Genomic DNA, 13,190 nt, shown 5'->3' with positions numbered 1-13,190 from the left:
CTTGGCGCATTATCCGTTTTGTCCTCATCAAACGCCTTTCCCGGCAGGCTAGTTGGCCGCATCCCGCGCCTCACTGACAGCCGCAGACAGCTGCTCCTGTGTGGGCAGGCCGGGCAGTACCGTGTTGCCGATGACGAATGACGGAGTGCCGGTGATGTTCAAGCCCTCAGCCAGTTGCATGGACAGGCGGATGTGATTGTCGACATCATCGGCCTGCATGTCGGACTGAAGCTGATCAATATCCAGGCCGACTTCCTCGGCTATTTCAAGAACCGACGCCTCTTCCGCCCGGCCCCTGAAGGCCATCAGAGCCCAATGGAATTCCTCGTACTTGTCCTGCTGGCGCGCGGCCAGCGCGGCACGCGCCGCATAAACCGAGCCTTCGCTCAGGACAGGCCATTCCCGGAATACAACGCGGATATTCGGGTCGGCTTCGAGCAAGGCCTCCACAATGGGCTTCGCCCGCTTACAATAGGGGCAGTTATAGTCAAAGAACTCGACCAAAGTGACATCTCCATCCGGATTCCCCAGAACAGGTGCATTCGGGTCGCGCTCCAGTTCGGTCCGGCGAGACTCCAGTGTCGCCGCTATCGCGGCCTGCTGTCGTTCGAGCTGAACCTGTTGCAGGCGCTGGATTGCCAGCTCGATGATTTCCGGATTCTCCAGAATAGCTTCGAGAGCAAGTTCCTTGATCCTCTCCTCGGAGAGCGTTTCCGCTGTATCGGCGAGCGCGGGCACTGCCATCGACAAGGGCGCGACCAGCAGAATGCAGAGTTTCAGAAGCAGACGTTTCATTGGTTCAAGTTCCTCATCCGTTCGTTCATCATGTCGTGCCGTTCTCGGATTTCGTCTGGCCATTGGGCCTTGATCCAGGAGAGAACAGCGATGATCTCCCGGTCGCTCAAGCTGTCTTCGAAAGCGGGCATATTGGACTGGAAATCCTCAATGCCCGCTCCTTTTGCCGTTCCGAATTTGGTGATCCGGAACAGCAACTCGTCGGCATGGTGCCAGGTGTGGCCGGTTTCGTCGTGAGGCGGTGCCTTGAGAGTCCCGTCGGCATTTGCGGATTGCCAGTCTTCCTCACCTTCCAGCGCGGCGCCGTGGCAGGACGCGCAGCTCTGGACGTATATCTCAGCCCCCAGGCGTGTCAGAGCAGCATCATCCGGCTGCAACTGTGTGCCCGCCGAGACACCGTCGCTGAGCACGTAAAGGCCTGCGGCGCCCGACCCCAGGATCAAGGCTCCGGCCAGCAGATACCCGCGCTTCAACACCTTGCCCATCACAGCACCACAATCGGCGTTCCAACCGGAACCCGTGCATGAAGATCAATGATGTCCTGGTTCATCAGGCGCACACAGCCACTGGAAACCGCTGACCCGATCGTCCAGTATTCTGCCGTCCCATGGAGCCGGTAGAGCGTGTCCTGATTGCCCTGAAAGATGTAAAGGGCCCTCGCCCCGAGCGGGTTCTCTAGACCGGGCGGCATCCCGCCGTTCCGCCAGCTCCATTTTTCGAGTTCCGGTTCCCGCTCGATCATCTCGTCAGGCGGCGTCCACTTTGGCCATGAGCTTGTGCGCGCAATCCTTGCTCTACCAGACCATTCGAAGCCAGCCCGACCCAGCCCCACGCCATAGCGCATGGCCTTGCCCTTCTCCTGTACGAGATAGAGATAATAGTTGCGTGTATCGACAACGAGTGTCCCGACCCTTTCACTGGTCGGGTAATCCACTTGTTGCCTATAGAACCGGTCAGGCACCTTATTCAGATTGATTGCGGGAAGCGGAAACCGTTCCTCCGGCATAGCTCCGTACATGGAAAGATACGCAGGATCCTGAGACGGGGTAAAAAACTCGGGAGCGGAGGTACTGGAGACGCAGCCGCTGACGGCGAGCGCGGCAAGGCTCGCCGACCCGGCAAGGAAGGTTCTCCTTGAGACGTTCATCATGAAGACCTATTCACCTGTGGTCATGTAAGGCTGCGGCGGTTCGGACGGCTTGGCACTCACCGAATAGACCGTGTATCTGGCAGACGGATCGTATCCCATGCCGAGAGAACCCTGCGGCATACCAGGGACGGCGATCCCGCGGATGTCCGGACGTTCCGACATCATCTTGTCGATTGCCTCAAGGGGAACGTGTCCTTCGATCACATATTTGCGGTCATCTCCGATCACCGCCGTGTGGCAGCCTTCCATTTCAGCCGGAACCCCCGCCTGTTTCTTGATCGCGGACAGATCCTCCATGTCTTTCACGATGACGTGGTACCCGGCCTTTTCAACGGCGTCCGTCCACACTTGACAGCATCCGCACCAGGGCGTCTTGAACACTGTTACGGTTTTGTCCTCATCAGCCAATGCCGTACCGGAGAGTGAAACCAGCCCTGCGAGGGCGACAGCAGAGAGAGTTTGTCTAGTCATTTTTCTGATCCTTGTTTTCCGCGCCATGGCACGACCTGCCCATGAACCGGTGCATGACGACATGCATGCCGAGGCAACCGAGAACAGGCGCGGCCAGAAGCAGCGTTTCTCCCAGTGATTGACCTGCCGGGGCCGACGCAAAAATGATGGCGGTTCCCGCGACCATCGCGGCACAACAGGCCATCATGAAGAGGGTGTGTCCGCTGACGCTCTTTTTCGCTGGGTTATCTTCAGCGGTCCTGGCCTTCACACGAGCTACCGCCGCCGGAATCCGGCTTCCATTTTCCTGAATGCGCATTTGGCATTTGCCTATTTCTCAGGGCGAATGGTGCCGACCTATAACTTCAGCAGATATCGGGAATTCACCATTCGTCCTTCCAAACCATTGACCTTTCCGGCGCGCGAAAAAGCGCACACCGGCGCGAAGCGTCAAACGCGTTTGGGAGGATGGTCCTGAGGCAAGGAGGGAACGGCGAGCAACAAAAGAGCGCGACTGTGTTCCGGTGACACCGATGAGGTGAACAACACGTCCATGCTGCTCACGACAAATGACACACAGTCTGCGCCGCAGCCCGACAGTTTTAGATCTGTTTCTGTGTCGCTGGCCTTTTCACAGCATTTCAAATGGTGCGAGTGACTTTTGTCAGTGGCCTTTATCTGAGCGAGATCGGTCGCAGTTGTATGGTCGATGACGCTCGTTTCCATGTGCGCAACGCCGAATGCAGCGGCCGGATGGACCCCTGAGAATACTATGATCAACAATGCAATCAAAACACTGCGCATACCGCGTCAATACTCCAAATTCGCCGCGAGCACCACTCCATGCCGAACACAGACGAGTGATCTATACGACTTCGAACCATGTGTTCATGCCTGCTGCCGCATGTTCCAGCATATGGCAGTGAAACAGCCACTTGCCCGGATTATCTGCCACAAAAGCAATCCTGGCGCTTTGACTTGGGCCAATTGCAATCGTGTCCCGCCAGGGTTGACCGTCATCGATCGTCGCGCCTTCCCGTTCGATGACCCTGAAATGATGGCCATGAATATGCATCGCGTGCAGAAAAGAAGTGTCGTTGAGCACTTCAAGAATGACACTCTTGCCGTGTTCTACCGAGAAGAACGGATCTTCCGCGAGATTTGCGACACCATTGAATGCCCAGAGCTGTCCCGTTCTCGGAAAATCTTCGCCAGTCAGGACCTTGCCGTTATAGACCGTCTCAACCATGCGGCCCATCGCGCCGCCGGTCATGTCGATCTTGAATATCTTCGCGTTTTCAAGATCAGGCTCCGGGATAGGATTTGGTACCAATGGGAGGAACGCTTTCTTGGCGTCCTGACGGCCTTGAATCTTAAAGAACGCAAAAGGATAGGGAGTGTCACCTGATAGTTCTTCAAACGCGAAATCCCTTTCCGGTGTCACCAACAGATCCATTCGCTGCGCCGGTGAAAGCAGCAGGGGCGAGTAAGCAGGTTTTTCAGGTTTCGGAAGTGGTTGACCATCATAGGCCAGAACCAACGCACCGAAGCTTTCCGGAGCGATCGAAAAGATCCTTGCATTGGCAGCGTTTATCAGTCGGAGCCGATAGGCTTGCCCTTCCTTCAATTCGAAATTCGGACGGCTTTTGCCGTTGACCGTGAGATAGTTGCCGAGCCGGCCACCATGGCTCCAGTCCATCAAATGACCAAGACTCGCAACGTCAAGACTGCCGTCTTTTTGAAGACGCCAGTCATCGATGACCAGGGTCAGATCATGTTCTGGATCGAAAGCCGGAGTTGCTTCGTCGACAATAAACGGACCATAAAGCCCGCGCGCAACCTGATTCCAGCTCTTGTTGTGCGCGTGATACCAGTACGTCCCTGCGTCGGGAACCACAAAGTCATATTCAAACGTCTCGCCCGGTTGAACAGGTTCCTGAGTGAGACCAGAAACACCGTCCATTGCGTTGGCGATCCGGATGCCGTGCCAGTGGATGGACGTCGGCTCTTCAAGATTGTTCGTGAGGCGCACTTTCACGCGTTCACCGACCGTCACCCTGATTTCCGGACCAGGGGTGTTGCCGTTATAAAGCCAAAGATCGGAGGCTTTCGCGTCCTCATGATAGAGCTTCTTCGAGGTCAGACCAGCGGTGATCTCGAGGAAACCATCGTCCGCACGCGCAACACTGAAGAAAGGTTGCCCGGCAATGGCCGTCGTCGCAGCGGCTGTGGATGCCAAAAAATTTCGTCTGCTGATCATGGTCTTATTCGTCTCTCTCCAGCAGGTAGGTCGCGATTGCTTTTCTGTCTTCCTCAGACAAAAACGCCGTGCCGTCCCTCACAACCTCTCCCATCGAGCCCCCGAATACATCGCCGTCAGGCATTACGCCGGTCTGCAATGCATAGGACAAGGAGTTTATCGTCCAACCTCCCTCCTTTAAAGCAGCGCTGGTGATGGGTGGCGATTTGCCGCCATCGGGTAATTTGTCCGCACCTTCCAGAAACAGATCTACCTGTCTGGCTCCGAGGAGATTTCTCGGCGTGTGACACGCACCACAATGGGCAGGACCCTCAACGATGTACTTGCCCCGATTCCACGCCTCGCTCCTGTCAGGCTCCGGTCGAAACGGCTTGGGGTCAAGGAATGCGCCACGCCAGATCTTAAGGCCGGACCGGATGTTGAATGGCGGGACCATTTCATGCGCCTTGGAGGTCTCAGCTACCGGAGGAACAGTCTGAAATGCCGCCCATAGATTTGCCACGTCCTGATCGGAAAACTTGGCATAAAACGGGTATGGAAAGGATGGATAATACGGGTCTCCATCCGGTGAGACGCCTTGGCGCACCGCTTTGGCAAAGTCTTCCATTGACCAAGCGCCTATGCCGTTCTCCCCGTCAGTGGTCAGGTTTGGTGAATAGAACGTGCCAAAGTCGGTCGGAAGTTTCAGCCCTCCGGCAAGCGGTTTCCCACCGCCTTCAAAATCCGTGTGACACGCAATACACCCGGACATGCGGGCGAGATAAGCACCGCGCTGCGGGTCGCCTTCCGCAGCTTCAAGTTCAACCGGTTTTCCTATTGGCCAGAGATACAGCCCTGCGAACCCCGCTCCTGCTATCGCAAGAGCGGCGCACGCACCAAAAAGCCAGATCCTCACGGGTTACTTTTTCTCGATACGGAACTTTGTATGACATGACGAGCAGGTCTGCGCAGTCATGGCAAAAAGACCTTGAACCGGCATTTGGGCAAGCAGCTCAGGGTTCTGCATGTGGGATGGGTCACCCATCATTGTGCCTTCTCCCATCATGCTGCCCTGCCCCATCATGCCACTTTGCCCCATCATGCCGCCCCCGGCTCCGGGCTCGGAAAGTCCGTTGTCAGCAGCTTCCCCAAGTGCCGTGGCGAAAAGCTCAAGTTGCCCGGAAATATCGGCAAATTCCTGCCAGTTAGACCAGATCTCAGGTTTGGCTTCTGATGGACCTTTTATGCTGCCTTCGGGAAAAAGCTTTGTGAGCGCCTCACCCGAGTGGCTTTGAAGAACTTCTGCGTTCTTGCGAACCGCCGCCGCGTCATACGCAGTTTCACCACGCATCATCGCAGAGAGTGACTTGATGGCCTTGCCCAGGGCGCTCATCGCGTCCATGCGCTCTTTTACAATTCCTGTAGCACCACCATGCGCCAGGGCAGCGGCAACGCCAGACACAACTAGCGCTCCCGAAACAAGTATTACGGACAGTTTCATTGGATTGTCTTTCCTATATCCAGAATGCTTGGTGGCCTGAGCCACCTTTTATGAACCGGGACTAGGAAAAGTGTCGTGGGGGCGGAGGTTCGATCGCACTCGATTTCAACAAGACCAGCTTCGCCTCGATCGCCTCGATCTCCCCGGAAACCGTCAGGGTGAACGGCTCGAATTCAGTCGTCAGAGCAAGCAGATTTGCGCCGCAATGAACTGTCTGCGTATCAGCAAATCCGACGTCAGCTTGATCGGTTTCAGCATGATGATGATCGAGTGAGCCTACATGTGCATGACCAGCGTGATCGTGGCCTGCTACGGAATGGTTGAACGTGGCACCGCCAATCAGGAACATCAGTACAGCAACTGACATCATCAACCTGGTCATGAACATTGGCAGAGCGCGCTTCATCGCACCCTTACTGAATTCCGTTGGCTCTTTGAAGGAGCCGGACATACGCAACAATCCGCTCAACATCCTTCTGGGTCAAGCCCTCAACAGGCGGCATGTCACCAAACGGCCAGTGATGAGCGCGAACACCCTGCTTGACGGCGAGATAAAACGCCCCGTCTGCGTGATGGCCCGGTTCGTAGATCTTGTGCACAAGTGGCGGAGCGATGCCCTGTTGGCCCGCCGCATTCGCGCCATGGCAACTTGCACAGCTTTCGTTGAACAGCCGCTCGCCGAGTTTTGTTGTTCCGTCGAGGGGCGGGACGACAACCTCAACCATTGCCTGCCCCTGCTCACCTGAAGGTTCACCGGACTGTTTTCCAAACAGGAAATAACCTCCAATTGCAATCAGCACCACGCACAGCAAAAGCAGAAAGTTCTTTTGCATCAGGCTTGCTCCCCCGCGAGGTCTTCAAGAATGGGGCAGTCCGGACGATGATCCCCGGCACATTCATCGATCAAATGCGCGAGGGTTCCACGCATGGACTGTAGTTGCGCGATTTTGTCATCGATCTTGTGCAGATGTTCTTCGGCCACGCGCTTGACCTGTGCACTCTCACGGCCATCGTCTTCGTAAAGCGCCAGGAGTGTTCGGCAGTCTTCAATCGTGAACCCGAGCTCGCGAGCCCTGCCGAGAAACGCCAGTTTGTGCAGTTCTATTTCGCGAAATGCCCGGTAACCGTTTTCACTGCGCGGCGGGGTGACAAGACCAATATCCTCATAGTAACGGATCGTCTTCGCAGGAAGGCCGGACTTGCGGGATACGTCTCCTATGTTCATGATTGCCTCCATCATTCTGCTGCCGCCGGGATCTGCGGCCGCACTGGCCTCGCCCGAACAACCGTTTCATCCATGGAGGGCTTGATTCCACGTAACCGCAATGCGTTCGTCAAAACGAAGACCGAGGAAAGCGCCATCGCCCCGGCTGCCAAAACCGGAGAAAGAAGAACACCGAGGGCCGGATAAAGTACACCTGCTGCCACGGGGATGAGTGCTGTATTGTATGCGAACGCCCAAAAGAGGTTTTCTCTAATGTTGCGCATCGTGCGTTTGGACACCTCGTGAGCATTGACCACACCGCGTAAATCACCGGACATCAGAACAACATCCGCAGATTCAATTGCAACATCTGTTCCGGTTCCAATCGCAATCCCGACATCCGCATGGGCCAACGCGGGTGCATCATTGATTCCATCGCCCACAAAGGCGGTTTTTCCTGCCGACCCGAGAAGGGTATTCAACGCCGCGACCTTGCCATCCGGCAGCACTTCGGCGACGACGGTATCAATTCCGGTTTCCGCTGCAATAACTTCCGCTGTCTCGCGTTTGTCACCGGTGATCATCGCCACTTTAAGGCCCTGCGCATGAAGGGCGGCAATCGCATCCCTGCTCGAGGGCTTGACCGGATCGGACACTCCAATCACAGCTGCGGCCTTCCCGTCAATTGCGGCAAAAAGTGCTGTCCGGCCACGTCTGGCAAGATCCCCTTCCTGATCCTGAAAGTCACCAATCTCGATACCTTCCTTGAGCATGAGGCGGTCGGCTCCAACCAGGACCCTTTTTCCCGACACCAATCCGCTGGCACCATGCCCTGTGATTGACGCAAAGTCCTCCACGTCCAGCCGACATACGCCTTCCAGAGAAGCTGCGCGCACAATTGCTTCTGCGACGGGATGTTCCGATCGGCTTTCAACGGCGGCTACCATCTCCAGCACTTTCTGCCGGTCGAAACCATCTGCCAGGACCATATCGGTCAGTTCCGGTCGGCCTTCGGTGACTGTCCCGGTCTTGTCGAGCGCAACAACACTGACTTCCGCCAACTGCTGAAGCGCGTCGCCTTTTCGGAACAACACACCCATTTCCGCAGCCCGCCCAGTCCCGACCATGATTGATGTGGGTGTTGCCAGTCCCATCGCGCACGGACAGGCAATGATCAGCACCGATACGCCGGCAACCAGCGCAAAGGTCAGTGCTGGTTCAGGACCCAAAATCAGCCATGCGACAACTGTAAGAGCGGCCACCAGCATCACGGCGGGAACGAACCAAAGGGTTATCTTGTCGACCAGTCCCTGGATCGGGAGTTTTGCACCCTGTGCTTCTTCCACCATGCGGATGATCTGCGAAAGTGTTGTATCAGCTCCAACCCGGGTCGCTGTATATTGCAGGCTGCCCGACCCATTGACCGTGCCTCCGGTCACCTGCGCTCCAGTGGTCTTTTCGACCGGAACCGGCTCTCCGGTAATCATGCTTTCATCGACATGCGATGAACCTTCGGCGACTTCGCCATCAACAGCGATCCGTTCGCCGGGGCGGACAACAATCGTGTCGCCTATTGCGAGGGCGTCAATGGGCACTTCGACCTGCTCTCCGTCGCGCAATACTCTCGCCGTCTTTGCCTGAAGGCCCAGAAGTTTCTGAATCGCGGCACCGGTTCGCCCTTTGGCTCGGGCTTCAAGGAACCGTCCAAGCAGGATCAAGACCACGATAACGGCAGCAGCTTCGAAGTAGACTGCTCGAACTTCATCCGGGATCGCTGCTGGAAGGAAAGTTGCAACGACCGAATAGGCATAGGCTGCGCCCGTGCCGACAGCAACGAGGCTGTTCATGTCCGGAGCACCTTTCACCAGTGCCGGAAATCCTTTGGTGTAGAAGCTTCGTCCCGGGCCAACCAGAACGACCGTTGTCAAGATGAATTGCAGTACCCAACTTGTTTGCTGACCGACCGTCGCGTTGATCCAATGATGCACACCGGGAATAACGTGGCTGCCCATTTCGACAATGAAGACAGGGAACGCAAAAGCCGCGGCGATGGTCATCTTCCGGAACAGGTCCTGCGCTTCTTCGCGCTTCCTCTCGCCGCGATCACGCGTTTCGCCTGCTTCAGCAAGCGTTGCTGGATATCCGGCCGCGGCTGAAGCCTCCATCAGTGCCTGGGGTGAAACGGTACCCTCGGCATAGGTTACGCGCGCCGTTTCTGAGGCAAGGTTTACGTTCACATCCAAAACGCCGGGTACAGCTTCCAGGGCTTTTTTCACACGGCCGACACAGGATGCGCAGGTCATCGATCCAACGTTGAGCACTACTGTTTGGGTACGCGCCGGATAACCCAATTGCTCAAGCTTGTTGATCGCGTCTGCCGCTTGCTCTGAACTCTCAACAGACAAGTGTGCGGTTTCTGTCGCAAGGTTCACGGTAACGTCAGTCGCGCCTTCCAGCTCGGAAAGGCCGCGCTCCACGCGCCCGACACAGGACGCACAGGTCATTCCCTGGACGGACAAAGACAGTTTATGTTTCGAGGACATGGAAGGGTCCAATGCGAAGTTAATGGTTGTCCATCACATGGGGTTTCCAGCTACTGGAAGGTCAACAGCAAGGCTCAAAAAACCTTGTAAGTAGTTCTACCTGTTGACCTTCCCCTTACAAGAACCTCCATAACCGGCCAAATTTCCAACAGGAGGTAGATCATGAAATTCAGCGTTCCGATATGAGCTGCGGGCATTGTGTGGCGGCAATCGAGAAGGCGGTGCTCTCAAAGGACCCAGCAGCAATCGTCTCGTGCGACCTTGAGCAGCGCACAGTCGATATCGAGGGCCCGAAGGCAGCTGATGACCTCGTTGAAGTCATTCGGGCAGCCGGGTACGAGCTCTCACCGCTTGCGCCAAGCTAATCCAGATTTGTGAGCAAGAGCAGATGAATGCGCTCGCCCTCGTGTTCGGAGAACCTAGTGCGGATTGTCGCCTCGTGCGATCGCGAGATGATGGCTTTGATGATGCATACCAAGCGTCATGACACCGATGAAACCTAGGCCACGGATCCTGGACGCGTCTTCAGCGGGTCCAGTTACCGTCAATACGGCTCCATCCGGGATCTCTTCTGCGCTCAGATTCCAGCCGAATGTTCCGGACATCTCGAGGCTGTGTGCCAAAACCATGTTCTTGATCGATCGGCGAACCTCGCCCTTCCCTGATGAAACCGTGAAACGGGCACCGTCAGCCAAGGGTTCCACGGTAACACTTGAATCGAGCGTTACGTTGTCCATGTCAGCCAGATGAAGACGAAGAGCCTCCAGGTCAACCCGCTCCCAATTGGTTTTCGGATCGGCGAGCAATAGTTCTACGATTTCCTGGACAGAGGCAAAAGCACCCTGCCCTGGCTCACTCGGCATGCGGGCATCTTTGGTCTGATGTTGATGCATCGTGGCGTGAGAGTGTACGGGTGTTTCGGCGAGCGCCGGACCGGCTATCAGTGTCAGGAAAACCGACAGCGATGAAAAGTGTTTCATGAAGACAACTCCCTGTAATGGTCTCAAAGGTCTACCCAGGACACACGCCGGCACATATGATAGCAATCATGTCTGATTGGCTTTCACAGGTATTCTCGGATGCGACCCGGAGATCGTTTGAAAAGGGGGAACGCCTCTTTCACACGGGTGATCGGGTCTTGAAGGTCTTTTGGGTCCTCGAGGGTCAAATCGATCTTGTCCGGGTTACTCCTTCGGGAAATGAAATGGTGCTGCAAAGTGCCGGTCATGGCACTGTCCTAGCTGAGGCCTCAGTCTATTCGGAAAGTTACCATTGCGATGCGGTAGCTCGGAGTGAAGGCACTGTCGCACAGCTTGGGACGAACGCTTTCAAAGACCGCCTGGCAACCAACCGCATCTGGGCAGAAAACTGGGCGGGAAGTCTTGCTCACTCCGTCCAGCGCGCACGTCTGAACACGGAAATCCGCAGCCTGAAAAGGGTTGCTGATCGTCTTGATTTCTGGCTTGCGGTCAATTCGGATGCATCTGCGGAAAAACCAATCAAGGACATCGCCGCGGAAATTGGCGTGTCACCCGAGGCGCTTTACCGCGAATTGGCGAAACGTCGAAGAAGGAAAGTCTAACTTTGTTTCCCGGCTTAAGAGAAGGCAATTTTGCAGTATGAGAGAACGTTTAACCCCCAGACATTACACTGGTGTTGTTGAAGCTGGATCACTTGATTGATCCAACTCCCAAATATGCTGGCACTTTTGCTCCACCCAAAATTTGAGCTTATGCATCTTTGATGTGCACATGCTCAGCCGGCAACACCCAATTCTCCCACGCCAGCATCATGTCCCGTCGCTGTTCCAGCAGGTCTGTTCGGTGATAAGCGGCCTCGGTCGCATTCCTGATCGTGTGGGCAAGGGCTCTTTCCGCCAGGTCCCGAGGGTATCCGTTTTCCGATGCCCAGTCCCGGAAGCTCGACCGAAACCCGTGCGCCGTCGCACAGCGACCCGGCGTGTCGCTAGCAACCTTGTGATCGCGCAAACATTTGGTCAAGGTCATGTCGCTGACCGGTGTATTGTTGCGCGAAGGAAACACAAGCTCTGTCCTTCCTGTGTCCGCCTCTTCCTTCAGGTTCTCAAAAAGATCGATCAGATAAGGAGACAACGGCACGCGATGAACCAATTTCGCCTTCATGCGCTGGGCCGGCAGTGCCCAGATGCCTTTTTCCAGATCCAGTTCCTGCCATTCCATCAGTCTCACCTCACCGGAACGGGTCGCCGTCAGAATCAGAATTTCCAGCATGAGCTTGGAGCGTGTCTGGAGACCTTGGCGCAAAACGCCCTGCACAACGGTTGGCAGTTCCTGCCAAGGCACTGCGGGCTGGTTAGCAACCCGTTCGCGCTTTCCAGGTTGCTTGGGCAGTAGCTGACTCACCACACCTACGGGACTCGCCATGATGTACCCATGCGCTGCGCACCAGTTCATAACGGCATCGCACCGCTGTTTGACGCGTGAAGCTGTCTCCGGTTTTTCCAACCAGATCGGCCTCAATGCAGATGCAAAATCGGCGGGCGACAGGTTCGAGACTTTGATGCATCCGATCGAGGGGAACACATATTGCTCCAGCGTGTTGATCCACTGGTTGGCGTGTTTCACGTTTCGAAACCCTGCCTTCAGATCTTCATGGACCTTGCGCGCCGCCTCGGCAAATGTCGGCAAAGACATCTTGTGTTTCTCGATTTCTAGAAGTCTCTGCCGTTCATTGAGTGGATCTTTGCCGTTCTCAAGCACTTGCCGTGCCTGGAACCCTTTTTCCCGAGCCTCCTTCAGCGGTGTTGCGGGATAGCTCCCAAGCCCCATATCTCGGCGCCTGCCTGTTTCCGGTGACATGAAACGAAACACCCACTTTGCCTTGCCGACTGACTTTCCGGGAAAGAGATAGAGTCCGCGGACAGACCCGTCCGAGACCGGCTTGTCGCCAAGTGTGACCTTTCTGGCCTTGGCGTCTGTTAGCATCATTCCTGTCCCTTCGCACCGCAGCAAAACGTTTGGACCATCATTTAGCCCATCATGGTGCTTACCATTTATTACCTTTACATGATAGGAGTTGACACGATAAGATCACATAGTCATTCAATTAGGTGTTTATTTTCATATCGATATCTATACACAATAAAATTGGATGATGGGGTTTGAAATAATTGTCTTGGCGGACTCTCTGTCCGCCATATCACGTAAAGTGATAGCGTTTTCGGTACACAAGACCCTACCAGAATAAGATTCGCGGTTTTCAAAATCAGTTTCAAAGTATCCAAACTAGTCATCGGGTGCGTGTCGGGCGGTATGTTTTGTCAATCGCCA

Annotated in this window: 16 protein-coding genes; 2 read left to right on the top strand and 14 right to left on the bottom strand. The window is 55.6% G+C overall.

The genetic code is table 11. The features are described from left to right. Positions 1-48 precede the first annotated feature (48 nt). The 12 genes from ACO6TI_RS10795 to ACO6TI_RS10740 form a co-directional block, all read right to left on the bottom strand. A complete protein-coding gene (locus tag ACO6TI_RS10795) occupies positions 49-795 on the bottom strand; it encodes a DsbA family protein (RefSeq protein ID WP_104704648.1) in 747 nt (248 codons plus the stop codon). Then, complete coding sequence (locus tag ACO6TI_RS10790) at positions 792-1,280, bottom strand: c-type cytochrome (protein ID WP_104704647.1); 489 nt, start codon at positions 1,278-1,280, stop codon at positions 792-794. Before ACO6TI_RS10790 ends, ACO6TI_RS10795 begins: the two co-directional genes overlap by 4 nt. Next, the gene (locus ACO6TI_RS10785) at positions 1,280-1,942 is read right to left on the bottom strand and encodes a L,D-transpeptidase (RefSeq protein WP_162498017.1); all 663 of its coding nucleotides are present in this window, start codon (positions 1,940-1,942) and stop codon (positions 1,280-1,282) included. The genes ACO6TI_RS10790 and ACO6TI_RS10785 overlap by 1 nt, the downstream gene beginning before the upstream one ends. Positions 1,943-1,951: 9 nt before the next feature. Further along, positions 1,952-2,416, bottom strand: a complete 465-nt coding sequence (locus tag ACO6TI_RS10780) for a DUF411 domain-containing protein (RefSeq protein WP_104704645.1) — start codon at positions 2,414-2,416, stop codon at positions 1,952-1,954. Then, a complete protein-coding gene (locus ACO6TI_RS10775; RefSeq protein WP_104704644.1) occupies positions 2,409-2,714 on the bottom strand; it encodes a hypothetical protein in 306 nt (101 codons plus the stop codon). The genes ACO6TI_RS10780 and ACO6TI_RS10775 overlap by 8 nt, the downstream gene beginning before the upstream one ends. Before the next feature lie 546 nt (positions 2,715-3,260). Next, positions 3,261-4,655: a multicopper oxidase family protein gene (locus ACO6TI_RS10770; RefSeq protein WP_104704642.1), complete on the bottom strand. Its 1,395-nt coding sequence runs from the start codon at positions 4,653-4,655 to the stop codon at positions 3,261-3,263. A 4-nt stretch (positions 4,656-4,659) separates the two neighbouring features. Then, positions 4,660-5,550 carry a c-type cytochrome gene (locus ACO6TI_RS10765; protein ID WP_104704641.1) on the bottom strand — a complete coding sequence of 297 codons (891 nt, stop codon included), beginning with the start codon at positions 5,548-5,550 and terminating at the stop codon, positions 4,660-4,662. 3 nt (positions 5,551-5,553) lie between these two features. After that, a complete protein-coding gene (locus ACO6TI_RS10760; RefSeq protein ID WP_104704724.1) occupies positions 5,554-6,135 on the bottom strand; it encodes a cytochrome c in 582 nt (193 codons plus the stop codon). 61 nt (positions 6,136-6,196) lie between these two features. After that, a complete protein-coding gene (locus ACO6TI_RS10755) occupies positions 6,197-6,541 on the bottom strand; it encodes a hypothetical protein (protein ID WP_104704640.1) in 345 nt (114 codons plus the stop codon). Between the two features lie 7 nt (positions 6,542-6,548). Further along, positions 6,549-6,968: a c-type cytochrome gene (locus ACO6TI_RS10750; RefSeq protein WP_104704639.1), complete on the bottom strand. Its 420-nt coding sequence runs from the start codon at positions 6,966-6,968 to the stop codon at positions 6,549-6,551. Then, the gene (gene cueR, locus ACO6TI_RS10745) at positions 6,968-7,360 is read right to left on the bottom strand and encodes a Cu(I)-responsive transcriptional regulator (RefSeq protein WP_104704723.1); all 393 of its coding nucleotides are present in this window, start codon (positions 7,358-7,360) and stop codon (positions 6,968-6,970) included. Before cueR ends, ACO6TI_RS10750 begins: the two co-directional genes overlap by 1 nt. Positions 7,361-7,371: 11 nt before the next feature. Continuing rightward, a complete protein-coding gene (locus ACO6TI_RS10740) occupies positions 7,372-9,882 on the bottom strand; it encodes a heavy metal translocating P-type ATPase (RefSeq protein WP_104704638.1) in 2,511 nt (836 codons plus the stop codon). A gap of 221 nt (positions 9,883-10,103) precedes the next feature. Between ACO6TI_RS10740 and ACO6TI_RS10735 the strand changes: the two genes are divergently transcribed. Then, the gene (locus ACO6TI_RS10735) at positions 10,104-10,247 is read left to right on the top strand and encodes a hypothetical protein (RefSeq protein ID WP_321191976.1); all 144 of its coding nucleotides are present in this window, start codon (positions 10,104-10,106) and stop codon (positions 10,245-10,247) included. Between the two features lie 54 nt (positions 10,248-10,301). Here the strand turns inward: ACO6TI_RS10735 and ACO6TI_RS10730 are convergent, their stop codons facing one another. Continuing rightward, positions 10,302-10,862 (bottom strand): hypothetical protein, encoded by a 561-nt coding sequence (locus tag ACO6TI_RS10730; protein ID WP_104704636.1) that lies wholly within the window; start codon positions 10,860-10,862, stop codon positions 10,302-10,304. Between the two features lie 68 nt (positions 10,863-10,930). On the opposite strand from ACO6TI_RS10730, the gene ACO6TI_RS10725 reads away from it, so the two are divergent. Then, positions 10,931-11,464: a Crp/Fnr family transcriptional regulator gene (locus tag ACO6TI_RS10725; RefSeq protein ID WP_158705630.1), complete on the top strand. Its 534-nt coding sequence runs from the start codon at positions 10,931-10,933 to the stop codon at positions 11,462-11,464. Between the two features lie 148 nt (positions 11,465-11,612). Here the strand turns inward: ACO6TI_RS10725 and ACO6TI_RS10720 are convergent, their stop codons facing one another. Then, positions 11,613-12,848, bottom strand: a complete 1,236-nt coding sequence (locus ACO6TI_RS10720; protein WP_104704634.1) for a phage integrase central domain-containing protein — start codon at positions 12,846-12,848, stop codon at positions 11,613-11,615. Positions 12,849-13,190: the final 342 nt, after the last annotated feature.

The organism is Roseibium album, assembly GCF_965233825.1.
Taxonomy (GTDB): domain Bacteria; phylum Pseudomonadota; class Alphaproteobacteria; order Rhizobiales; family Stappiaceae; genus Roseibium; species Roseibium album.
The sequence above is the reverse complement of the archived record's forward strand: the minus strand, read 5'-3'. Positions and strand labels throughout refer to the sequence as shown.

Coding starts and splice junctions, on each gene's coding strand:
- ACO6TI_RS10790 (WP_104704647.1), bottom strand. CDS start 1,280: ATGGGCAAGGTGTTGAAGCGCGGGTATCTGCTGGCCGGAGCCTTGATC.
- ACO6TI_RS10780 (WP_104704645.1), bottom strand. CDS start 2,416: ATGACTAGACAAACTCTCTCTGCTGTCGCCCTCGCAGGGCTGGTTTCA.
- ACO6TI_RS10760 (WP_104704724.1), bottom strand. CDS start 6,135: ATGAAACTGTCCGTAATACTTGTTTCGGGAGCGCTAGTTGTGTCTGGC.
- ACO6TI_RS10755 (WP_104704640.1), bottom strand. CDS start 6,541: ATGAAGCGCGCTCTGCCAATGTTCATGACCAGGTTGATGATGTCAGTT.
- ACO6TI_RS10750 (WP_104704639.1), bottom strand. CDS start 6,968: ATGCAAAAGAACTTTCTGCTTTTGCTGTGCGTGGTGCTGATTGCAATT.
- ACO6TI_RS10730 (WP_104704636.1), bottom strand. CDS start 10,862: ATGAAACACTTTTCATCGCTGTCGGTTTTCCTGACACTGATAGCCGGT.
- ACO6TI_RS10725 (WP_158705630.1), top strand. CDS start 10,931: ATGTCTGATTGGCTTTCACAGGTATTCTCGGATGCGACCCGGAGATCG.
- ACO6TI_RS10770 (WP_104704642.1), bottom strand. CDS start 4,655: ATGATCAGCAGACGAAATTTTTTGGCATCCACAGCCGCTGCGACGACG.
- ACO6TI_RS10720 (WP_104704634.1), bottom strand. CDS start 12,848: ATGATGCTAACAGACGCCAAGGCCAGAAAGGTCACACTTGGCGACAAG.
- ACO6TI_RS10785 (WP_162498017.1), bottom strand. CDS start 1,942: ATGAACGTCTCAAGGAGAACCTTCCTTGCCGGGTCGGCGAGCCTTGCC.
- ACO6TI_RS10775 (WP_104704644.1), bottom strand. CDS start 2,714: ATGCGCATTCAGGAAAATGGAAGCCGGATTCCGGCGGCGGTAGCTCGT.
- cueR (WP_104704723.1), bottom strand. CDS start 7,360: ATGAACATAGGAGACGTATCCCGCAAGTCCGGCCTTCCTGCGAAGACG.
- ACO6TI_RS10740 (WP_104704638.1), bottom strand. CDS start 9,882: ATGTCCTCGAAACATAAACTGTCTTTGTCCGTCCAGGGAATGACCTGT.
- ACO6TI_RS10795 (WP_104704648.1), bottom strand. CDS start 795: ATGAAACGTCTGCTTCTGAAACTCTGCATTCTGCTGGTCGCGCCCTTG.